The sequence below is a fragment of the Streptosporangium sp. 'caverna' genome (assembly GCF_003203775.1).
Taxonomy (GTDB): Bacteria; Actinomycetota; Actinomycetes; order Streptosporangiales; family Streptosporangiaceae; genus Streptosporangium; species Streptosporangium subroseum.
This window is the reverse complement of record NZ_CP029711.1, coordinates 3,723,686-3,743,893: the sequence shown is the minus strand read 5'-3', so window position 1 is coordinate 3,743,893 and position 20,208 is coordinate 3,723,686. Positions and strand designations below refer to the sequence as shown.

Annotated in this window: 21 protein-coding genes; 16 read left to right on the top strand and 5 right to left on the bottom strand. The window is 69.8% G+C overall.

The genetic code is table 11. The features are described from left to right. Positions 1-339: 339 nt before the first annotated feature. Positions 340-1,686, bottom strand: a complete 1,347-nt coding sequence (locus DKM19_RS16495) for a cation:dicarboxylate symporter family transporter (RefSeq protein ID WP_110696452.1) — start codon at positions 1,684-1,686, stop codon at positions 340-342. Between the two features lie 102 nt (positions 1,687-1,788). On the opposite strand from DKM19_RS16495, the gene DKM19_RS16490 reads away from it, so the two are divergent. From DKM19_RS16490 to DKM19_RS16480, 3 genes are all read left to right on the top strand, one after another. Continuing rightward, complete coding sequence (locus DKM19_RS16490) at positions 1,789-3,414, top strand: sensor histidine kinase (protein ID WP_239514283.1); 1,626 nt, start codon at positions 1,789-1,791, stop codon at positions 3,412-3,414. Beyond that, a complete protein-coding gene (locus DKM19_RS16485) occupies positions 3,411-4,082 on the top strand; it encodes a response regulator (RefSeq protein ID WP_110696450.1) in 672 nt (223 codons plus the stop codon). Before DKM19_RS16490 ends, DKM19_RS16485 begins: the two co-directional genes overlap by 4 nt. A gap of 80 nt (positions 4,083-4,162) precedes the next feature. After that, positions 4,163-4,504: an STAS domain-containing protein gene (locus DKM19_RS16480; protein WP_110696449.1), complete on the top strand. Its 342-nt coding sequence runs from the start codon at positions 4,163-4,165 to the stop codon at positions 4,502-4,504. 18 nt (positions 4,505-4,522) lie between these two features. On the opposite strand, the gene DKM19_RS16475 is transcribed toward DKM19_RS16480, so the two are convergent. Next, a complete protein-coding gene (locus DKM19_RS16475; RefSeq protein ID WP_110696448.1) occupies positions 4,523-4,756 on the bottom strand; it encodes an HGxxPAAW family protein in 234 nt (77 codons plus the stop codon). Positions 4,757-5,344: 588 nt separating this feature from the next. Between DKM19_RS16475 and DKM19_RS16470 the strand changes: the two genes are divergently transcribed. From DKM19_RS16470 to DKM19_RS16450, 5 genes are all read left to right on the top strand, one after another. Beyond that, complete coding sequence (locus DKM19_RS16470; RefSeq protein WP_089205615.1) at positions 5,345-5,539, top strand: DUF5302 domain-containing protein; 195 nt, start codon at positions 5,345-5,347, stop codon at positions 5,537-5,539. Positions 5,540-5,829: 290 nt separating this feature from the next. Then, positions 5,830-6,270 (top strand): type II toxin-antitoxin system PemK/MazF family toxin, encoded by a 441-nt coding sequence (locus DKM19_RS16465; protein WP_110696447.1) that lies wholly within the window; start codon positions 5,830-5,832, stop codon positions 6,268-6,270. Between the two features lie 124 nt (positions 6,271-6,394). Next, positions 6,395-7,234 carry an ammonia-dependent NAD(+) synthetase gene (gene nadE / locus DKM19_RS16460; protein ID WP_110696446.1) on the top strand — a complete coding sequence of 280 codons (840 nt, stop codon included), beginning with the start codon at positions 6,395-6,397 and terminating at the stop codon, positions 7,232-7,234. Between the two features lie 216 nt (positions 7,235-7,450). Then, complete coding sequence (locus tag DKM19_RS16455; RefSeq protein ID WP_110696445.1) at positions 7,451-7,663, top strand: hypothetical protein; 213 nt, start codon at positions 7,451-7,453, stop codon at positions 7,661-7,663. Between the two features lie 246 nt (positions 7,664-7,909). Next, positions 7,910-9,046, top strand: coding sequence for an MFS transporter (locus tag DKM19_RS16450; RefSeq protein ID WP_239514281.1), 1,137 nt, complete (start codon positions 7,910-7,912; stop codon positions 9,044-9,046). A 175-nt stretch (positions 9,047-9,221) separates the two neighbouring features. Here the strand turns inward: DKM19_RS16450 and DKM19_RS16445 are convergent, their stop codons facing one another. The 3 genes from DKM19_RS16445 to DKM19_RS52945 form a co-directional block, all read right to left on the bottom strand. Further along, positions 9,222-10,085, bottom strand: a complete 864-nt coding sequence (locus DKM19_RS16445) for a hypothetical protein (RefSeq protein WP_110696443.1) — start codon at positions 10,083-10,085, stop codon at positions 9,222-9,224. Next, positions 10,082-10,411 carry a PadR family transcriptional regulator gene (locus DKM19_RS16440; RefSeq protein ID WP_110696442.1) on the bottom strand — a complete coding sequence of 110 codons (330 nt, stop codon included), beginning with the start codon at positions 10,409-10,411 and terminating at the stop codon, positions 10,082-10,084. Before DKM19_RS16440 ends, DKM19_RS16445 begins: the two co-directional genes overlap by 4 nt. 131 nt (positions 10,412-10,542) lie before the next feature. Continuing rightward, positions 10,543-12,954 (bottom strand): GH1 family beta-glucosidase, encoded by a 2,412-nt coding sequence (locus tag DKM19_RS52945; RefSeq protein ID WP_110696441.1) that lies wholly within the window; start codon positions 12,952-12,954, stop codon positions 10,543-10,545. Positions 12,955-13,250: 296 nt separating this feature from the next. On the opposite strand from DKM19_RS52945, the gene DKM19_RS16430 reads away from it, so the two are divergent. The 8 genes from DKM19_RS16430 (at position 13,251) to ptsP (ending at position 20,109) form a co-directional block, all read left to right on the top strand. Further along, positions 13,251-14,012: a DeoR/GlpR family DNA-binding transcription regulator gene (locus DKM19_RS16430; protein ID WP_110696440.1), complete on the top strand. Its 762-nt coding sequence runs from the start codon at positions 13,251-13,253 to the stop codon at positions 14,010-14,012. Beyond that, positions 14,009-14,950 (top strand): 1-phosphofructokinase, encoded by a 942-nt coding sequence (gene pfkB / locus DKM19_RS16425; RefSeq protein WP_110696439.1) that lies wholly within the window; start codon positions 14,009-14,011, stop codon positions 14,948-14,950. Before DKM19_RS16430 ends, pfkB begins: the two co-directional genes overlap by 4 nt. A 61-nt stretch (positions 14,951-15,011) precedes the next feature. Further along, entirely contained in the window at positions 15,012-16,136 is a 1,125-nt protein-coding gene (gene mtlA, locus DKM19_RS16420; protein WP_110696438.1) for a PTS mannitol transporter subunit IICB, read from the top strand. 2 nt (positions 16,137-16,138) lie between these two features. After that, positions 16,139-16,447, top strand: a complete 309-nt coding sequence (locus tag DKM19_RS16415; RefSeq protein ID WP_089205604.1) for a PTS lactose transporter subunit IIB — start codon at positions 16,139-16,141, stop codon at positions 16,445-16,447. After that, entirely contained in the window at positions 16,440-16,904 is a 465-nt protein-coding gene (locus DKM19_RS16410) for a PTS sugar transporter subunit IIA (RefSeq protein ID WP_110696437.1), read from the top strand. Before DKM19_RS16415 ends, DKM19_RS16410 begins: the two co-directional genes overlap by 8 nt. Beyond that, positions 16,901-17,932, top strand: a complete 1,032-nt coding sequence (locus DKM19_RS16405; protein WP_089205602.1) for a zinc-dependent dehydrogenase — start codon at positions 16,901-16,903, stop codon at positions 17,930-17,932. The genes DKM19_RS16410 and DKM19_RS16405 overlap by 4 nt, the downstream gene beginning before the upstream one ends. A 220-nt stretch (positions 17,933-18,152) precedes the next feature. Then, on the top strand, positions 18,153-18,437 hold the full coding sequence (locus DKM19_RS16400; RefSeq protein WP_110696436.1) for an HPr family phosphocarrier protein: 285 nt from the start codon (positions 18,153-18,155) through the stop codon (positions 18,435-18,437). Then, complete coding sequence (ptsP, locus tag DKM19_RS16395) at positions 18,430-20,109, top strand: phosphoenolpyruvate--protein phosphotransferase (protein WP_110696435.1); 1,680 nt, start codon at positions 18,430-18,432, stop codon at positions 20,107-20,109. Before DKM19_RS16400 ends, ptsP begins: the two co-directional genes overlap by 8 nt. The last annotated feature ends 99 nt before the right edge of the window (positions 20,110-20,208 follow it).

The window sequence follows — 20,208 nt, the reverse complement described above, 5'->3', positions numbered from 1 at the left end:
CTCACATCACAGATTGATCATGAGATGTGATCGATGCCATGCTAATCCAGCCGTTATGCCGCAGTCCCGAAAGCCACGCGCCACGCTGGAGGTGTTTGGACTCGCAGCAGACGGTTGGAACGCCGTCGGCGCGACATCGCCGATGTCGCGCATGCGCATGGTGGGCTCTCACGGATCGACGAACCGACGCGGCGGCAAGAGGCCAAGGTCCGCAGGAAGCTCGGTGCCCGCAGGGTTCTTCCCCGCCCGGGCAGGACGGCCGGAAAAGCCGTGAATCCGAGCCCGCACCCTTGGGAGAGGGTGCCGGCTCGGATTCACGGGCTGTTCGGACGGTGACGGCTACGCCGGTGACAGCGCCGGGTCGTCGGACCGCTCGGCGGGCGGGGGCGGGGGGTCGTTGTCGTCTTCGTCCAGGAGGGTGGTCTCGTCGAACGGCATCCGCCCCGACAGCACCTCGGCCGCGCGTTCCTTGTCGAACTCACCGGTCCAGGTGCCGACCAGGACGGTGGCGACCGCGTTGCCCGCGAAGTTGGTCAGCGCCCGCGCCTCGGACATGAAGCGGTCGATGCCGACGATGAGGCCGACGCCGTCGACGAGGTCGGGGCGGTGCGACTGCAGGCCGCCCGCGAGGGTGGCCAGGCCCGCGCCGGTGACCCCTGCGGCGCCCTTCGACGCGATCATCATGAAGACCAGCAGGGAGATCTGCTCGCCGAAGGCGAGCGGGGCTCCGGTGGCGCTCGCGACGAACAGGGTGGCCATCGTCAGGTAGATGGCGGTGCCGTCCAGGTTGAAGGAGTAGCCGGTCGGCACGGTGATGCCGACGACGGGACGGCTCACGCCGAGGTGCTCCATCTTGGCGATCAGACGGGGCAGGGCCGACTCCGAGGACGAGGTCGACAGGATCAGCAGGAACTCCCTGGCGAGGTAGCGCAGCAGCGAGACCAGGCTGACCCTGGCGACCGCCCAGAGCATCGGCCCGAGGATGCCGAACACGAAGATCACGCAGGTCACGTAGAAGGCGAGCATGATGACGCCGAGACTTTTGAGCGCGTCCATGCCGGTGGCGCCGACGACGGCGGCCATCGCGCCGAAGGCGCCGACCGGGGCGGCCCACATGATCATGGAGAGGATCCGGAAGACGAGCCGCTGGATGTGCCCGATGCCGTTCAGGATGGGCGTGGCCCGCTCCCCCATGGCCAGCAGGGCGAATCCGGTGAGCAGCGCGACGAGCAGCGTCTGCAGCACCTGGCCCTCGGTGAACGCCGACACCAGCGTGGTGGGGATGATCCCCAGCAGGAACGTCACCGTGTCGCTCTCGCCGCCCTTGGCGGCCTCGGCCTCGGCGGCCTTGCGGAGCTCGTCGGTGAGCTGGAGTCCCTGACCGGGATCGACCAGGTTGCCCACGATCAGGCCGATGGCCAGCGCGACGGTCGACATGATGAGGAAGTAGCCGAGCGCCAGGCCGCCCACCTTGCCGACCTTGGCGGCCTTGGTGACCGATCCGACGCCGAGCACGATGGTGCAGAAGATGATGGGACTGATCATCATCTTGATCAGCGCGACGAAGGCGGTGCCCAGCGGCTTCAGGTCCTGACCGACCTCGGGGGCGGCGAGCCCGACCGCGATCCCAGCGATCACTGCGACAATTACGGCTATATAGAGATAATGAGTACGATCTCGGGACATAAGAGACACTCGGTCTTCCGGGTCTAGATAAAAACTCTGGCCGAGTGACTATGACTTCACCCTGTGACCCAAGTCACTATTGCGTACATTTTGGTTGTGGATGTGAGAGAGCTGCCGAGACGGATACACCGCTGGAGTCTGGCCAGGCAGATGCTCGTGCTGCAGACCGTCGTGGTCGGGGTCACCGTGGCGGGGAGCGCGCTGCTGGCCTTCTCCCAAGCCGGAGACCTGCTCGCCGAGGAGGCCAACGGAAAGGCCGAGGCGGTGGCCATCAGCGTGGCCGAGTCCCCTTCGGTCCTGGCGGGCCTCGGCGACTCCTCCGTCCTGCAGCCGTACGCCGAGCGGGTCCGGCGGGAGACCGGGGTCGACTTCATCACGATCATGAGCCCCACCGGCATCCGCTACACCCATCCCAACCCGACCCAGATCGGCGGCCATTTCCTCGGCAACACCACCCGCGCGCTGAAAGGTGAGACCTTCACCGAGACCTACACGGGCACCCTCGGCGCCTCGGTCCGCGCCGTTACACCGGTGCGCGACGCCAACGGCACGGTGAAAGGCCTGGTCAGCGCGGGCATCACGATCGACAAGATCAGCATGAGGACCCGCGGGCAGATCGCCGGCGTCGTGCTCATCGGCCTGCTCGGCCTGTCCGCCGGCGGAGCGGGCACCTACCTGGTCGGGACCCGGCTGCGCCGCCAGACCCACGGAATGGGCCCCGCGGAGCTCAGCCGGATGTACGAATACCACGACGCGATCCTGCACGCCGTACGAGAAGGGCTGCTGCTCGTCGACGACGCGGGCAGGGTCACGCTCTGCAACGACGGCGCCAGGGAGCTCCTCGGCCTGCACGGCGAGGTGAGTGGGGTGCACGTCACCGAGCTGGGCCTGCCCGCCTCCCTGGCCGACCTGCTGGTGAGCGGGAGGACCCGGACCGACGAGATCCACATGACAGGAGAGCGGACACTCGTGGTGAACGCCGCCGTGGTCAGCTCCGGCAGCCGCTCACTCGGAATCGCGGTCACCCTGCGCGACCACACCGAGCTGCAGTCCCTGACCGGGCAGCTCAACGCCGAACGAGGCTTCGCCGACTCCCTGCGGGCCGCCGCCCACGAGTCGGCCAACCGGCTGCACACCGTCATCACCCTCGTCGAGCTGGGCCGCACCGAACAGGCGATGGCGTTCGCGACCGCGGAGATCAAGGCGGCGCAGCAGCTCACCGACCGGGTGATGGGGGCCGTACGCGAACCCGTGCTCGCCGCGCTGCTGCTGGGCAAGAGCGCCGAGGCCGGGGAGCGCGGCGTGGAGCTGGTGATCAGCCCGGACACCGAGCTCGACGACATCGACCTGGACGACCGGGACCTGGTGACGATCCTCGGCAACCTGATAGACAACGCGGTGGACGCGGCCATGGCGGGAGTCCCGCCCGCGCGGGTGGAGGTGAGCTTGCGGGCCGACGAGACGACCTTCCTGATCAGCGTCGCCGACAGCGGCCCGGGGCTCGACCCCGTCACGGCCGGCGAGGCGTTCCGGCGGGGCTGGACCACCAAGGGGGACGGCCGCGGTCTCGGGCTGGCCATGGTCGGGCAGGCCGTGAACCGCCTGGGCGGCGCGATCGACGTGGGCAACGGGCCGGGCGCGGTGTTCACCGTACGGCTGCCGCTGCCGCATGGGTCGCTGTCCCATGAATCGCTTGAATCGCTGCCGCACGGAGAGGTCGTCTCATGATCTCGGTGCTGGTCGTCGAGGACGAGGAGATCACCGCCGAGGCGAACCGCCTCTTCGTGGAGCGGGTGCCCGGTTTCCGGGTGGAAGGGGTGGCCAGGTCCGGCGGGGAGGCGCTGCGCTTCCTGCGGCGGCACCCGGTCGACCTGATCCTGCTCGACCTCTACCTGCCCGACATGCACGGCCTGGAGGTGTGCCGGGCGCTGCGGGCCGCGGGCGTCCTGTCCGACGTCATCGCGATCACCTCCGCGCGCGACCTGTCGGTGATCAGATCCGCGGTGTCGGTCGGGGTGGCGCAGTATCTGCTCAAGCCGTTCACGTTCGCCTCGCTGAGCGAGAAGCTCATGCGCTACGCGGAGTTCAGGTCGTCCGTGGACGGCTCGGGCGAGGCCAGCGGCCAGACCGAGGTGGACCGCGCCCTCGGCTCCCTGTGGGGCCCGGCGCACAACTCGCTGCCGAAGGGAATGACCCCGGCCACCCTCGACGCCGTACTGGCCGAACTGCGCAGATCTCCCGACGGCCTGTCCGCGCAGACCGCGGGCACGGCGATCGGCGTCTCCCGGGTGACCGCCCGCCGCTACCTGGAATACCTGACGGAGATCGGGGCCGCCCGCAGGATTCCGCAGTACGGCGGGCTGGGGCGCCCCGAGCTGCTCTACCGGTTCACTTGAGCTCCAGTGCGTCATAACGACCGCGGAACTGGTAGGAAATAGGGGCCCGCCCTGCCACCCGCGGGCCTCAGGAGCGAAGCATGCCCTTTTTCACGACCTCATCGAGCCTGCACGGCACGGCGTTCGTCGTCCAGGCCTGCGGAGAGCTCGACTACCAGTACGCCCCCGTCTTCCGCAGCGAGATGGCCAAGGCCTGGGAGTCCGGAGCGGCCTCCGTGGTCGTCGACGTCACCGAACTCACCTTCTGTGACTCCACCGGCGTCGGGGAGCTCATCCTGAGCCTCCAGCGGAGCCAGGCCCTGGACATCCGCCTGTCCCTCGTCGGTGTTCACGGCACCCTGGAGCGGATCCTCACCATCACCGGCCTGCGCCCCGCCTTCGAGCTCTCCCCCTCGGTCGAGGACGCTCTGCGGGGCACCTGACCAGCCGCCCGCCGCCGCTCAGTTACCGCGGTTGGCGTGGTCCATCGGCACCCGGGGCGCGTCCACGATCACATCGGAGAAGATGTCGACCATGAGGGCGACCACACCGCCGATCGCGATGATCGCCGCTCCCGCCCAGAACACCATCCAGTTGGGGCCGACGCACAGGGCCACGCCCCCGACGGCGAACCCCACCAGAATGATGATCACCGCAAGCCAAGACTTGGGGCTTCCTCCGTGACTACCAGCCATGAGCTTCCTGTCCTCTCCGTGTGGATCAGCAATGCACGTCGTTCGCCGCGGCGATCACCCGGATCGGTGACCGGCGGAGCTCCCACTGCTCCACCGGGTCCATACCCAGGCTTTTGACGACGGCTTTTAACGGTCGCCGGCGGAATCCTCTCCGCCCGGCCGCGGCTTTCGGCCCTCCGGACTGAGCGCGGGACCACCGGGACGCGCTCGTCCCGGCTGTCGCGCCACCGCCCGATATAACCGATCATCTCAAGACGCTTCAGCAGCGAGAACAGCGTACCGGGGCCGAGCTTCAGTGGCTTGCCCAGCACCCTGCCCAGCGGCCGTGCGTACCCTCGGAGGTAGATCATCGCCAGTGCTGTCCGAGCCGACTCCGGTGCCGACTCCGCTGCCGGCTCCGGTGCCGGGCTCCGGGCCACGACGGCATCGCACGAGGTGATCGCCATGGCAGGGCCGTCGGTCACCTCACCGGCCCGCCGCCGATGATGGCCCCGGGCATGCACCGACCAAACCGGATCTCTATTTTGGGCATGAGAGGATGTTCGGGTTGGCCGGGGTTGGACTGCCCGTCCAGATCAGGAGGTCCGTATGTCTGAGGTCACACCGGAACCCGAAAGTTCCGAGGATGAGCTGAAGCGCAAGTTCCGCGAGGCCCTGGAGCGTAAGAAGCTCGCCCAGACGGAGGCGGGCGCCGGGGGCAAGGGGAAGAACTCCTCGAAGATCCACGGTGCCCATGGCCCGGTTGGGGGCAAGCGTTCCTTCCGCCGCAAGAGCGGCGGCTGAGGGAGAATCGATCAGGCCTGGCTCAGACCTGAGCCAGGCCTTTGCCCTCTCCGGCCGAAACGCCCGGCTGCTCGAAGCCCAGGACCGGTTGAAGCGCACAGCCCGATGAAGCACACAGCCGGGTGAAACACAGGACCGTTGAAGCGCACAGCCGGGTGAAACACAGGACCGTTGAAGCGCATAGCCGGGTGAAGCGCGTTGAAGCGCACGGCCACCTCTTGGTCAAAATGTACGGCCGGTTGAAGTGCACGACTTTGGTCGAAATGTACGGTCTCCCATAGGCTGTCCCCGTGAATGATCATGGCGAAGACCCCAGGCCGACCCGTGGCGCAGTCCGGGAGGTCTACCGCGTAGACCGGGCGGCGACCCTCAGCTACTCCCCCGATCTCGACGGCCTCGCCGACCCCGGCGAGATCGTCTGGGCCTGGGTCCCCTACGAGGAGGACCCGGAGCGGGGCAAGGACCGGCCCCTGCTGGTCGTCGGCCGCCACAAGCGCCAGCTGCTCGCGATGATGCTGTCCAGCCGCGGCGGCGACGACCCGGACGAGTGGCTGGAGATCGGCCCCGGCCGCTGGGACAAGGAGAACCGCGTCTCCTACCTGCGCCTGGACCGGGTCTTCGCCCTCGACGAGGACGACATCCGGCGCGAAGGCTCGATCCTGGACGGCGAGCGGTTCGTCGAGGTCGCCCTCGCCCTGAAGCGCATCCACGGCTGGTCCACCACCAGGTAGACACCCCCTGCGAGCCGCCGGCTCAGCTCGGCGGGACGCCCTCCCCCGTCGCCGGCGGGTCGCTCCGCAGGCTCCGCTCGACGCCGCCTTCTCGCGGTTCGATATCGGCCAGTACAGTACCTGGATGGCAAATCTACGGGAGCAGATCCTCGCTGAGCTGGGCGTCAAGCCGACCATCGTGCCCAAGGTCGAAATCCGGCAGCGGGTCGACTTCCTCAAGGACTACCTGCGGTCGATCCCGGCCAAGGGTTACGTGCTCGGGGTCAGCGGCGGCCAGGACAGCACGCTGACCGGCAGGTTGTGCCAGCTCGCCAGCGAGGAGCTGCGCGCCGAGGGGCACGAGGCCACCTTCGTCGCGGTGCGGCTGCCCTACGGCGTGCAGGCCGACGAGCACGACGCGCAGATCGCGCTGGGGTTCATCCGGCCCGACCGGTCGATCGCGGTGAACGTCAAGCCGGGCGCCGACGCCGTCGCCGCCGAGACGGCGCTCGGCGTGCGGGAGCTGCTGGGCGATGAGCCCCAGCTACGGGACTTCGTGCGCGGCAACATCAAGGCCCGCGAACGCATGGTGATCCAGTTCTCGATCGCCGGGCAGCTGAGCCTGCTCGTCGTGGGCACCGACCACGCGGCCGAGGCGGTGACCGGCTTCTTCACCAAGTACGGCGACGGCGGTGTCGACATCACCCCGCTGACCGGACTGACCAAGCGCCAGGGCGCCGTCCTGCTGCAGGAGCTGGGCGCACCGCCGAGCGTCTGGGAGAAGGTGCCGACCGCCGACCTCGAGGACGACCGGCCCGCCCTGCCCGACGAGGTGGCGCTCGGCCTGACATACACCCAGATCGACGACTATCTGGAAGGCATCGACGTCCCGCCGGACGTGGCGGCGAAGGTGGAGTCGCTCTACCTCGCGACCCGGCACAAGCGGGCCGTTCCGGTCACCCCGCTCGACGACTGGTGGCGCTGATCCCGCAGTGGTCGCCGGAATCCGGCCGATCACCATCGATTACCCGTTCCCGCAGAAAGGCCCGCGCTTCCCGTCAAGCTCGAGGATTACCGACGCCGGAAGGTCTCCACCGGGCGGCCAGAGCGCCGGATAACGAGCCATTGCCCTCAACCGCGGTGATCACCGCCTTGTCCGGGCCGTGGGCGCCGGCCCGACCCCGCCGCTGAAGGGGGCAGAGTGGGTGCGTTCCTGGCGCCGGAGCATCCCTCCGTCTCCGGCACCTTCGACGGGCGCGCCGTCGAGCGGCTGCCCGAACTCGAGAACCTCGCTGCCGCCGAGCACGGGCGAGCTGGAGCGGACGAGCGCGCGAGCTCGCCGGGCCCGCACCGGGGAGACGCCGCTCACCGGGTAGCACCGGAATACGGCAAAAACGGGCCGCAAGGCGGCTAGCCGCTGTTCAGAGGTTGCTTGAATTTCAAACCGTCGCGAACCGCAGGAGATGCAAATTCGAGACGGGTCTGATGCCTGTGGCGAGAGTTCCGCGGATGAATCCGGTTGCGGCGGAACTGGTGCGCCTGATGAGGTACCTGCATGGACGGTGCCACGGAGCAGGTACAACGCGCGAGGACAGGAGCAGGAAGTACGATCGCGCGGCAACCGGCTCCGTGGCACAGACTGGCGGTGCTCGGGGCCCTGATGCTGGCCGCCCTTACCTTCAACACCGCGGAGAACCTGCCGGTCGGCCTCCTGGAGCTCATCTCCGAAGACCTACGGGTGTCCCTGTCAACGGTTGGTCTCCTGGTTACCGGTTACGGTGTGACGGTGGCCATCGCGTCTGTGCCACTTGCCCACGTCGTGCGGGCCGTGCCCCGACGTTATGTGCTCACGGGGCTGCTGGCCGCGCTCGTCGTGTCGAGTCTTGTTGCGGCGCTGGCCGCCTCCTACGGGCTGCTCCTCGTGGCGCGGCTGCTGACCGCGCTCGCCCAGGCACTGTTCTGGGCCGTGATGGGGCCGGTCGCGGTGGGCCTGTTCGCACCCGAGGTCCGGGGACGGGTGGTCGGGGCGTTATCCGTGGCCGGTTCGCTCGCCCTCGTGCTCGGTGTTCCCGCTGGGACCTGGCTGGGCCAGCAGAGTGACTGGCAGGTACCCATCGCCACGCTGGCGGCTCTGGGGCTCATCTCTCTGGTGACGATCTCCGTTCTGCTGCCGACTTCGCGTCCGGAAGAGGAGTCCGCCGCGTACGCGAGCAGTCCCGACGTGCGGCGGTTCGGGACGGTGCTGGCGGCCGGGGCCTTGTCCGCCGCCGGGGCGTTCACGGGATACACCTACATCGTGACGTTCCTGGGGGACGTGAGCGGGTTTTCCCCGAGCGCGGTCAGTGTCCTGTTCGTGGTTTTCGGTGTCGCGTGTCTGGCCGGGGTAAGCATCACCGGGTGGTTCTTGGACCGCTTTCCGCAGTCGGCGCTGGCCACCGCCGTGGCCACGCAGGCGGTGGGCATGCTCGGCCTGTACGCGTTCGGCGCTCATCAGGTGGCGGCGGTGGTGTTCCTGACACTGATGGGCGGTGCCCTCGGGCCGGTGTTCATGACCACGCAGAACGCGATGCTGCACTGCGCGCCGGGCCGCACGGACATGGCCCTCGCAGCGAACTCCGGCGCCTACAACGCCGGCATCGCGGCGGGCGCCGCACTTGGCGGGCTGGTCCTGCCGCTCACCGATGTACGGGGCACCTTCCTCGCCGGCGGGCTGCTGACCGTCGGGTCCTGCGCGGTCCTACTCGGCGGCCGGCTGCTGCGCGGGCGCCGTCATCCAGAACGCTCAACACGTCGATGAGGGACGCCGGCTCCTATCCGCCGGCGGCTCAGACGATCGTCGGCCATAACCGGGGGCGATACTGCCGGCGGAGATCTTGTCAGGGGCATCGACGGACAGAAATGGGACACGGGGCTGAGGAACCGGCCACCCGTGGCGCGAGCGCCCGCGCCGTCTTGCGACCGCGAGTGCGTGTTCAGGCCCGGACGAGATTCCGGGAGGGCTCTGGGCGCGTGCAGCTGCGGATGATGACGACCGATATGCCGACGCTGCACACGACGCTCGCCAGCACCGCCACCACGAACCGGGTGGACGCACCCGAGGCGCCGAGGGTGAGCAGCAGCAGGACCGGTACCCAGGCCACCATGTTGAGCGCGGCGGCGATGCTGAGCAGCCTGCCTGCCCGGTGCACGCCGGCGTCGAGCAGCGGATCCACGACGGCGACCCCGCGCAGACCCAGCGCTACGACGATGATCAGGGGAGCGAAGAACCCACCGGTCATCGCGTTGCCGAGCGGGCCCACGGGGAAACCCAGGTCGAAGAAGGTCATGCCGTAGTAGATGCTCGTGAACCCCCAGATCGGTATGGCGAAGGCCCCGGCCAGAGTCAGCACCAGGAGGCCCCTGCCCTCCATGAAGGCCCTTTTTGTGGTCGCGGATAAGAACAGGGGCACGAGGGAGAGCATCGCCAAGACAGGAGTGGCGGCGAACAGGAAGGTGGCGACCGCGGCCAGCCCCAGGGTCGCCGTCGAGCTGCTCTCCATGGCGACGTTCCATGCCTCGTGAAGGCTGGGCACATGGCGGATGCCCGGATTCCAGAGGTTGAGGAGCGCGTAAGTGCTGACGGTGAGGACGATGGGGGTGATGGGGACGCGCATGGCGGAACCTCCCGGGATCAGACGACGGTTGATCCAGGCGTCGAACGCTCCTCGGGCGAGGTCGGTGACCGTGCGGGCGCGGACCGGGCGTGAGGCCAGCAGATCGCCGACCTCCTCGGCGTAGCGCCTGCGCCATGCTCTCGGGTAGAGCCGCAACACCGTCGCGGCGAGCAGGCGCATCATCCAAGCCCCCAGGCGACTCCTGTGCGCCTGGCACCCTCCTGCTCGATCCGCCGCAGCGTCGCGAGCTGCCCGGTGAGCATGTCCTTCCCCGCGGAGGTGATCCGGTACGGCTTGCGCCGCTCGGCCGAGGTGACCGGCTCGATCCAGCCACGCTCCTCCAGGCGCATCAGCGCGCCGTAGAGCGTGCCGGGCTCCAGCGAGGTGCCCGAGAACTCCTCGATGTCCTGGATCATCCGGTAGCCGTGTTTCTGGCCTTCGGCCAGGCTGATGAGCACCAGCAGCGCCACATCGGTGAAGCGGCCGAGCTCCTGCGTTCGACGTCCCATGTACTCAGTAGAACTTACTAAGTCTTACTTATCAAGAGTCGGGCGCCGGATGGGGGCGTGCTCGTCCAGGCGGGCACGGAGCCCGACGCCGTGGTGACCGCGACTCTCCACTGACCCCGTGCGAAGGTGCGCTAGGTGGACTGCCGGATGATCAGCTCTGTGGGAAGGATCGTCGAGGAGGCGGGGCCGCCGGCGATCTGGCGCAGGAGCAGGCGCACCGCCGCCGTCGCCTGATCAGTCCGGAGGGTGCGCACGGTGGTGAGCGGCGGCAGGGTGTAGGAGACCGCTTCGAGGTCGTCGAAGCCCACGACCGCGACGTCCTCCGGCACGCGCCGCCCGGCCTCGTGCAGTGCGTGCAGGGCGCCGATCGCCATCAGGTCGTCCGCCACGAAGACCGCGTCCAGGGCCGGGTCGTCCCGCAGCAGCAGGCGCATCGCGTCCGCGCCCGACGCACGGGTGAGATCCCCGATGGCGACGATCGAGCGATGCCCGGTGCCGCGCAGTGCCTCCCGATATCCCGTGAGCCGGTCCTGCGCGGCGACCATGTCCACGGGTCCGCAGATCGTGGCGATCCTCCGCCGCCCCCGGTGGAGCAGGTGCGTGACCGCCGCCGTGGCCCCGCCCACGTTGTCGACGTCGACGTACGGCAGGGCCGCCGAGACCGAGGACCTGCCCAGCGACACGACCGGGACGCCCATCCGGGCCAGCGCGCCCGGCAGGGGGTCGGCGCCGTGCGCCGAGACGAGGATGACGCCGTCCACGTGCCCGGCGGCGACGTACTGCTCCACCCGGAGCCGGCTTGTGGCCGAGTCCGTGAGCATGAGGGTGACGTGTTTGCCCGCTTCCTCCAGCGCGCGCCCCGCCGACCGGACCATCGTCGAGAACAGCGGGTCGTCACCGTACGCCCCGCCGCCGGGGTCGGAGATGATCAGCGCGATCGAGTCCGTGCGCTGGGTCACCAGGCTGCGGGCCGCCGAGTTGGGGACGTAGCCGAGCTCGTTGACGGCGTTCATGACGATGGCACGGAACTCGTCGCTGACGGTGCCCTCTCCGTTGATCACTCGGGAGACGGTCGACCTCGACACTCCGGCCCGGGCGGCGACGGCCTCGAGGGTGGGGCGCTTCGCGCGTTCTCTCCGCAGGCCGTTCCGCTCGATCACGTCGCGATACCATAGCGCGCTGTCCTTGGGCAGCCGCCGCTGGGTGCCGAAGTCGACGTGCACGATCCCGAAGCGCCGGTGATAGCCCTCCGCCCACTCGAAGTTGTCCAGCAGCGACCAGACGAGGTATCCGCGGAGGTCCGTACCGGTTTCGATGGCGGCGTGCGCGGCCCGCAGGTGGCTTTCGAGGAAGGCGGTCCTGTCGGCGTCGTGCACGCGCTCGCCCGTCACCACGTCGTCGAACGCGGCTCCGTTCTCGGTGACGAGCAGGCCGACCTCGGGGTAGTCCCGCGTCAGCCGTACGAGCAGCTGGGAGAGGCCGATCGGGACGATCGGCCAGCCCATGGCGGTCGTCGGGGCGTAGGCGCCGCTGAACAGGATGTCCTCGGTCCCCGGGTAGGCCGGGTTGGACAACTCGCCCGGCCCGGACTGTACGACGCAGGGGGTGTAGTAGTTGATCCCGAGCAGGTCGATCGGCTGGCTGATGGCTTCGAGGTCGCCGTCGTGGATGTGGCCCAGGCCGGCGATGCGGTCCACGATCGCCAGCACCGGGTCGGGATACTCCCCGCGCAGGGCGGGGTCGAGGAACTGCCGGTTGAGCAGGCAGTCGACCCGGTTCACCGCCTCGGCGTCCTCGGCGGACAGTACGAGCTCGGGGTCGTTCAGCTGGCCGGGCGTCACCACGGGGGCGAGGTTCAGCGTGAGGGCTATCTCCCGCGCGCCCGCCTCGCGCAGCGCCCGGGCGCCCAGCCCGTGGGCGAGCAGCATGTGGTGGGAGGCACGGAAGGCGTCCTCCGGCGAGGTGCGGCCCGGGGCGTGCACGCCGATGCCGTATCCGAGGAAGGCCGCCACCCAGGGTTCGTTGACGGTCATCCACGTGCCGACCCGGTCGCCGAGCCGCTCGTGCACGGCGTGCGCGTAGTCGGCGAACCGGTAGGCGGTGTCCCGGTTGGTCCAGCCGCCGAGGTCCTCCAGCACCTGGGGAAGGTCCCAGTGGTAGAGCGTCACGTACGGCGAGACGTCGGCCGCGAGCAGCTCGTCCACGAGCCGCTCGTAGAAGTCCAGGCCGGCCGTGTTGACGGGGCCTGATCCGCTCGGCTGGACGCGCGGCCACGCGACCGAGAACCGGTAGGCCCGCAGGCCGAGCTCGCGCATCAGGCGGACGTCGTCCTTGTAGCGGTGATAGTGGTCGGAGGCCGTGTCACCGGTGTGGCCGTCGGCGACCATGCCCGGCGCGTGGGAGAACGTGTCCCAGATCGACGGGCCGCGGCCGTCCTCGTGCACGGCTCCTTCGATCTGGTAGGCGGCGGTGGCGGCCCCCCAGACGAAGCCATCGGGAAAGGCCAGGTTCTGGCCCTGCGTCGCGATAGTGGTCGCAGTCATCCCTTGCCAGCCTCCGTCTGCTCTTGCGGTGTCCCGGAGCGTGCGGCGGCGCCGCCGCTCCGGTCGAAACACTCCATCATCGAGCAGCCGTCGCCCGGCGTCGAGGGGATAAAGGGTGATCTTCGTATCCCCTTCCGCCTTCCGGTTGTTTTTCCGGCTCCGGATCCGTCCCAGGTCACGACCGAATACCGGTATCCAGCCGTGACCGAACGGATAGGGGCCGGACCGTTGACGATCCAACATACACGGGTGTAAATACAGATGAAACAACACTGAAACGGCGGTGAATCAACAGCATGTACGCCGAGGAGCGGCAACAGGAGATCCTGCGTCGCGCACGGTCCGTCGGGCGAGTGGATGTGCCGACGCTGGCGGAGGAGTTCGAGGTCACCACCGAGACGATCCGCCGCGACCTGACCGCGCTGGAGCGCCTGGGGGTGTTGCGGCGCGTGCACGGCGGGGCGATCCCGGTCGAGCGGCTGGGGTTCGAGCCCGAGCTGGCCACCCGCGACGAGGTGCTGACGGCGGAGAAGGAGCGCATCGCCAAGGCGGCGCTCGCGGAGCTCCCGGAGGACGGCGCGATCATCATCGACGCCGGGTCGACGACCGGCAGGCTGGCGCAGGCGCTGCCGATCGACCGGGAACTGACCGTCATCGTGAACTCCCCTCCCCTGGCGACCGTGCTGGCCGCGCGCGCCAATCTGAACGTGATCATGCTGGGCGGGAGGGTGCGCGGGCGGACGCTGGCCACGGTCGACGACTGGGCCCTGCGGCCCCTCTCCGACCTGCACGTCGACGTCGCCTTCATGGCCGCCAACGGGTGCTCGGTGGACAAGGGGCTGACGACGCCGGATCCGGCCGAGGCCGCGATCAAGCGGGCGATGATCGGCGCGGCGGAGCGCAGCGTGCTGCTCGCCGACCACACGAAGTTCACCAACACCTATCTGGCGCGCTTCGCCACGGTGGCGGAGATCGACGTGGTGATCACCGACACGGGGCTCGACTCCGCGCTCGCGGCCGAGATCGCCGCGGCGGGGCCCGAGGTGGTGCGCGCATGATCGTCACGCTGACCCTCAACCCCAGTCTGGACCGCACGATAGAGATCGGATCGCTGACCCGCGGCGCCGTCATCCGCGCCGCGGCGGCCCACCTCGACCCGGGCGGCAAGGGTGTGAACGTCTCCCGCGCGCTGCTGGCCAACCAGGTCCGCTCGTGTGCGGTCGTCCCCTTCGGCGGCGACGAGGGGCGGCGGCTGGTGAGCCTGCTCCAGGCGGAGGGCATCGACATGATCACCGTCCCGGTCGCCGGACCCACCCGGTCCAACGTCACCCTGGCCGAGCCAGACGGCACGGTCACCAAAATCAACGAGCCCGGCACCGCCCTGTCCGCGGAAGAGCTCGACACCGTCGCCGAGGCCGTCCTCAGCGCCGCGACCTCGGCGGACTGGGTGGTCGCCTCGGGCAGCCTCCCGCCCGGGGTCCCCCTGGACGTCTACGCCGATCTGTGCCGCCGCTTCAGCGGCGCGGGGATCAACGTCGCGATCGACACCAGCGGGCCCGCCCTGCTGGCCGCGGTGGCCGAGACCCCCGCCCTGGTCAAACCGAACAGGGAGGAGCTCAGCGAGGCGACCGGCCTGACCATCGTGTCACTGGGCGACGCGATCGAGGCCGCGGAGATCCTGCGGGCGCGGGGCGCGAGCACCGTCCTGGCCAGCCTCGGCGCCGACGGCGCCGTCCTGCTCCAGGACGACCAGATCTGGTACGGCGAGGGCCCGGTGGCCGAGCCCCGCAGCACCGTGGGAGCCGGCGACGCCATGCTCGCCGGATTCCTCGCCGCCGGGGCCCGGGGGGAGGCCGCGCTGGTCGAGGCGCTGGCCTGGGCCACCGCGGCGGTGGGCCTGCCCGGCAGCCGAATGCCCTCGCCGGGTGACATCCGGCGCAACCACGTCCGTGTGACCAGGGCCGATCCAACGTTGTCACTGCGGTCCGGGGGCTGACAGTGGCGCTTTCATCACCCAGGCCGGCGCTGCGCCGGCCACCCCGGAAGGAGCAGCATCCATGACCGAATACACCCCCGCAGTCCAAGGCACCGGGGCACGAGCGACCATCCAGCGGTTCGGCGGTCACCTCGCCGGAATGATCATGCCCAACATCGGCGCGTTCATCGCCTGGGGACTGATCACCGCTCTCTTCATCCCCACCGGCTGGCTGCCCAACGAGGACTTCGCCAAGCTGGTCGACCCCATCATCAAGACGCTGCTGCCCATCCTGATCGGCTACACCGGCGGGCGCATGGTCCACGGCCAGCGCGGTGCCGTGGTCGGCGCCGTGGCCACCATGGGCGTCGTCGTCGGGGCCGACATCCCGATGTTCCTCGGCGCGATGATCATCGGGCCGCTCGCGGCCTACATCCTCAAGCTGGTCGACGGCTTCATCCAGGACCGGACCAAGGCCGGCTTCGAGATGCTGGTGGACAACTTCACCGCCGGCATCGTCGGCGGCGGCATGGCGCTGGTGGGGCTCAAGGCCATCGGCCCGGTGGTCGAGGTCGTCACCGACTGGGCCGGCGACGTGGTCGCCTGGCTGGTGGGCCACAACCTGCTGCCGCTGGCCTCGATCCTGATCGAGCCCGCCAAGGTGCTGTTCCTCAACAACGCCATCAACCACGGCGTGCTCGGGCCGCTCGGTGTGGCCGAGGCCGTTAAGCAGGGCAAGTCGGTTCTGTTCATGCTGGAGTCGAACCCCGGCCCCGGTCTGGGCCTGCTCCTGGCCTTCATGTTCTTCGGGCCTCGCCTGCTGCGCCCCAGCACCCCCGCCGCGATCATCATCCACTTCCTCGGCGGCATCCACGAGATCTACTTCCCGTACGTGCTCATGAAGCCCCGGCTGATCCTCGCCGTGATCGCCGGCGGTGCCGCGGGTGTCCTCGTCTTCATCGTGACCGGCGCCGGACTGGTGGCCACACCGTCGCCGGGCAGCATCTTCGCCTATATCGCGGTGACTCCCAAGGGTGGCTGGTTCGGCGTCCTCGCCGGCATCCTCGCCGCCACGGTCGTCTCCTTCGCCGTCGCCTCCGCGCTCCTGGGCTTCGGCCGGGGCGCCGACGACGAGGCCGAGGAGACTGGCGAGACTGGCGAAACCAGCACCGAACCGGAAACCTCAACCGTCGTCAAGGAGGCCTGATCATGGCCAGCATCGACAGCAAGGACATTCACAAGATCATCGTGGCCTGCGACGCGGGCATGGGCAGCAGCGTGATGCTCGCCAGCCAGCTCCGCAAGCAGCTCAAGGGCCAGCAGATCCAGGTGGAGCACACCCCGGTCAACTCGATCCCGGCCGACGCCGACGTGGTGGTCTGCCACGCCGGACTGGCCGCCCGTGCGAAGGTGACCGCCCCGGACAAGGTGCTGATCTCCTTCCAGCTCTTCATCGGGGATCCGGCGGTGACCAAGCTGGTCAACACGATCAAAAACGGCGGGACCGTCGATGCCTGAGACGGCGCCTCTCCCTCTCGATCCGCGCGCCATCCGGCTGAACGCCTCGGCAGACGGCCGCGACGACGCGATCCGGCAGTGCGGTGAGGCCCTGCTCGCCGTCGGCGCGGTGGAGGAGGCCTACATCGACACCATGATCGAACGCGAGCGTTCGATCTCGACCTACGTGGGCGAGGGCGTCGCCATCCCGCACGGCACCCTGGCCGCCAAGGAGGCGGTACGGCACGACGCCATCAGCGTCGTGCGCTTCCCCGACGGCGTCGACTGGGACGGCGACCGGGTGACGGTGTGCATCGGCATCGCCGCCCGGGGCAACGGCCACGTGGCACTGCTCGCCCAGCTCGCCGAAATCCTCATGGAACCCGACCAGGCGCAGGCCCTTCGTGAGGCGACAGAGGTCGCCGAGGTGGTCCGGCTGCTGCAATCCAACATAAACGAAGAGGACGAATCACAGTGAAGGTGGCCCGTTTCCACGCCCCCGGCGACATCCGCGTCGAGGAGGCGGCCGAACCCATCGCCGGGCCGGGTGAAGTCAAGATCCGCGTCCGCAACTGCTCGACCTGCGGCACCGACGTCAAGATCCTCAAGCACGGCCACCATCACATCAGGCCGCCCCGTGTCATGGGACACGAGATCGCCGGTGAGGTGGTCGAGGCCGTCGACGTCGACGGATGGGCGCCGGGCGACCGGGTGCAGGTGATCGCGGCGATCCCCTGCGGGAAATGCGCCGAGTGCCTGCGGGGCAGGATGACCGTCTGCCCGAACCAGGAGTCGATGGGATACCACTACGACGGCGGTTTCGCCGAGTACATGGTCGTCCCTGCCAAGGTCCTGGCGGTGGACGGGCTCAACCGCATCCCCGACGGGGTCGGCTTCGCCGAGGCGTCGGTCGCCGAGCCTCTCGCGTGCGTGCTCAACGGTCAGGAACTGGCGCGCGTCGGCGAGGGCGACGACGTGGTGATCATGGGCTCGGGCCCGATCGGCTGCCTTCACGTACGGCTGGCCCGCTCGCGGGGCGCGGCACGCGTCTTCCTGGTCGACATCAACGCCGAGCGGCTGGAGATGGCCGCCGGACTGGTCAGGCCGGACGCCGCCGTACACGGTGAGGACGTCGTCGAGCAGATCCTCAAGCTGACCGAGGGCAGGGGCGCCGACGTGGTCATCACGGCCGCCGCCTCCGGTGCCGCCCAGGAGCAGGCGCTGCAGATGGCGGCTCGCCAGGGACGGATCAGCTTCTTCGGCGGTCTGCCCAAGGACAACCCGATCATCAACTGCGACTCCAACCTGGTCCACTACCGGGAGCTGACCATCGTCGGCGCCAACGGGTCGAGCCCGGCGCACAACGCCCAGGCCCTGCGGCTCATCGCCGACGGTGCGGTCCCGGTCTCCGACCTGATCACCCACCGGATCCCGCTCTCGGAGGTTCTGGAGGGGCTCGACATCGTCAGCAGGGGCGAGGCGATCAAGGTCACCGTCGAACCCTGAGCCCGCTCGCGGAGACGCCCCGAGGACTCCCGCCGGTCGCAGGGCCGGCGGGGCCTCCGGGATCCGCGGATACACCAGGGCATCCGGACATCTGGAACAGACGGAATCCTCAGGGGTTCTCGGGACCCACGGACTCCAGGGGATCCGCGGAGACTCACAGATCCCCGCGCCTTTCGAAAAATCGTCATTCTCGCCAGAACTCTCAGAAGGAGAACCGGAGATGCCGGAGAGGACAGTGGTCATCGCCTCGAGCTCGGGCCTTCACGCCCGGCCCGCGAAGATCTTCGTGCAGGCCGCGGCCAAGCAGGGGATCCCGATCCGCATCCGCGTCGGGGACGGCAAGTCCGTACCGGCCAACAGCATGCTCGCCGTACTGGCGCTGGGTGCCGTGCGGGGCACCGAGGTCACGCTCAACGCGGAGGGGCCGGGTGCCGACGAGGCGCTGGCCTCCCTCGCCGAGCTGCTCTCCCGCGACCTGGACGCCGAGGAAACCGTCGATGGCTGAGACGTTACGCGGCCTGGGCGTCAGCCCGGGTCGCGCCGCCGGGCGGGTCTACCGGATGGCCGGACCGCCGCTGCTGTCGGCTCCCGTCCAGGCCGTCGACGCCGAGTCGGCGCTGAGCGAGGCGCTGAGCGCCCTGCGGGCGACGTCCGCCGAGCTGGCGGCACGAGCGGAGAAGGCCCCCGACACCACCTCCAGGGAAATCCTGGAGGCGCAGTCCTTCATCGCCGACGACCCCGGCCTGCACGAGTCCGTCGAGGAGGGCGTCGGGGCGGGGATGGACGCCGCGCACGCGATCGACGCCGCCTGCGCCCATCACCGGCGGGCGCTGCTGGAGGCGGGCGGCTACTTCGCCGAGCGCGCCGCCGACCTCGACGACATCCGCAACCGGGCGGTCGCCGTGGTGCTGGGCCTTCCCATGCCGGGCGTCCCCGATCCCGGGCACCCGTTCATCCTGGTGGCGGAGGACCTCGCCCCCGCCGACACCGTCAACCTCGACCCCTCCGTCGTCCTGGCCCTGCTCACCGAGAAGGGCGGTCCGACCAGCCACACCGCGATCCTCGCCCGCGCCCGCGGCCTGCCCGCCGTGGTCGCCTGCCGGGGAGTGATCGGCGTCGGCGACGGGACGTGGGTGTCGGTCGACGGCGCCAGGGGCGAGGTGGAGACCGGGATCGGCGAGGAGGCCGCGGCGGAGATCCAGCGGCAGGCGTCCGCCGACCGCCGGCGTTCCGCCACGAGCCGCGGCCCGGGCCGGACCTCCGACGACCACCCGGTCAAGCTGCTGCTCAACATTGGCTCCGCGGCCGACCTCGGGCCCGACGTGACCGGATCACCGTCCGGCGAGGGCCCTGCGGGCGTGGACGCAGAGGGGGTCGGGCTCTTCCGGACGGAGTTCCTCTTCCTGGACCGCAGGGAGGCGCCGGGCTACGAGGAGCAGGTCGCCGCCTACGAGGCGGTCTTCCGGGCCGCGCCGGGCGGGCACGTCGTGATCCGTACCCTCGACGCGGGAACGGACAAGCCGCTGCCCTTCCTGGGCCTGCCCGAGGAGCCCAATCCGGCCCTCGGCATACGGGGGCTGCGGGTGTCCCGGGTCCGGCCCGAGGTGCTCGACACGCAGCTCGACGCCATCGCCGAGGCGGCCCGCGCGGCCGGCGCCCAGCCGTGGGTCATGGCGCCCATGGTGACCACGGTGGGCGAGGCGGCGGACTTCGCCGGCCGGGCCCGCGCCCGGGGGATCACGCACGTCGGGGCGATGGTGGAGGTTCCGGCCGCCGCCCTGCGTGCCCGACGCCTGCTGAACGAGCTCGACTTCCTGAGCATCGGCACCAACGACCTCAGCCAGTACACCTTCGCCTCCGACCGCCAGCACGGCGAGCTCGCCGACCTGCTCGACCCCTGGCAGGCGGCGCTGCTCCAGCTGATCTCGGACTGCGCCGCGGCCGGGCAGGCGGCGGGCAAGCCCGTCGGCGTGTGCGGCGAGGCGGCGGCCGACCCTCTCCTGGCCACCGTTCTGGTCGGGCTCGGGGTGACCAGCCTGTCGATGTCCGCGCCGAGCATCGCCCCGGTGCGAGACAGTCTCGCCGCCCACTCCCTGGCGCGGTGCCGTGACAATGCCCGCGTGGCCCTGGGCGCCGATGACCCGGCGCAGGCCAGAAAGCTGGTCATGCCCGATTGACGAGAACCCCCCGGGCGCACCCTCCTGGAGGGTGCGCCGAGCCTGTGTGACCTTTCACGATGGTTGGCCCCAATCGGTTCTTCCCGGTCTGGGTGCTCC

Bases quoted from the DNA above. Each gene is read 5' to 3' on its own strand.
- DKM19_RS16495 (WP_110696452.1), bottom strand. From the start codon at position 1,686: ATGTCCCGAGATCGTACTCATTATCTCTATATAGCCGTAATTGTCGCA.
- DKM19_RS16485 (WP_110696450.1), top strand. From the start codon at position 3,411: ATGATCTCGGTGCTGGTCGTCGAGGACGAGGAGATCACCGCCGAGGCG.
- DKM19_RS16480 (WP_110696449.1), top strand. From the start codon at position 4,163: ATGCCCTTTTTCACGACCTCATCGAGCCTGCACGGCACGGCGTTCGTC.
- DKM19_RS16475 (WP_110696448.1), bottom strand. From the start codon at position 4,756: ATGGCTGGTAGTCACGGAGGAAGCCCCAAGTCTTGGCTTGCGGTGATC.
- DKM19_RS16470 (WP_089205615.1), top strand. From the start codon at position 5,345: ATGTCTGAGGTCACACCGGAACCCGAAAGTTCCGAGGATGAGCTGAAG.
- nadE (WP_110696446.1), top strand. From the start codon at position 6,395: ATGGCAAATCTACGGGAGCAGATCCTCGCTGAGCTGGGCGTCAAGCCG.
- DKM19_RS16450 (WP_239514281.1), top strand. From the start codon at position 7,910: ATGCTGGCCGCCCTTACCTTCAACACCGCGGAGAACCTGCCGGTCGGC.
- DKM19_RS16445 (WP_110696443.1), bottom strand. From the start codon at position 10,085: ATGATGCGCCTGCTCGCCGCGACGGTGTTGCGGCTCTACCCGAGAGCA.
- DKM19_RS16440 (WP_110696442.1), bottom strand. From the start codon at position 10,411: ATGGGACGTCGAACGCAGGAGCTCGGCCGCTTCACCGATGTGGCGCTG.
- DKM19_RS52945 (WP_110696441.1), bottom strand. From the start codon at position 12,954: ATGACTGCGACCACTATCGCGACGCAGGGCCAGAACCTGGCCTTTCCC.
- DKM19_RS16430 (WP_110696440.1), top strand. From the start codon at position 13,251: ATGTACGCCGAGGAGCGGCAACAGGAGATCCTGCGTCGCGCACGGTCC.
- pfkB (WP_110696439.1), top strand. From the start codon at position 14,009: ATGATCGTCACGCTGACCCTCAACCCCAGTCTGGACCGCACGATAGAG.
- mtlA (WP_110696438.1), top strand. From the start codon at position 15,012: ATGACCGAATACACCCCCGCAGTCCAAGGCACCGGGGCACGAGCGACC.
- DKM19_RS16415 (WP_089205604.1), top strand. From the start codon at position 16,139: ATGGCCAGCATCGACAGCAAGGACATTCACAAGATCATCGTGGCCTGC.
- DKM19_RS16410 (WP_110696437.1), top strand. From the start codon at position 16,440: ATGCCTGAGACGGCGCCTCTCCCTCTCGATCCGCGCGCCATCCGGCTG.
- DKM19_RS16400 (WP_110696436.1), top strand. From the start codon at position 18,153: ATGCCGGAGAGGACAGTGGTCATCGCCTCGAGCTCGGGCCTTCACGCC.
- ptsP (WP_110696435.1), top strand. From the start codon at position 18,430: ATGGCTGAGACGTTACGCGGCCTGGGCGTCAGCCCGGGTCGCGCCGCC.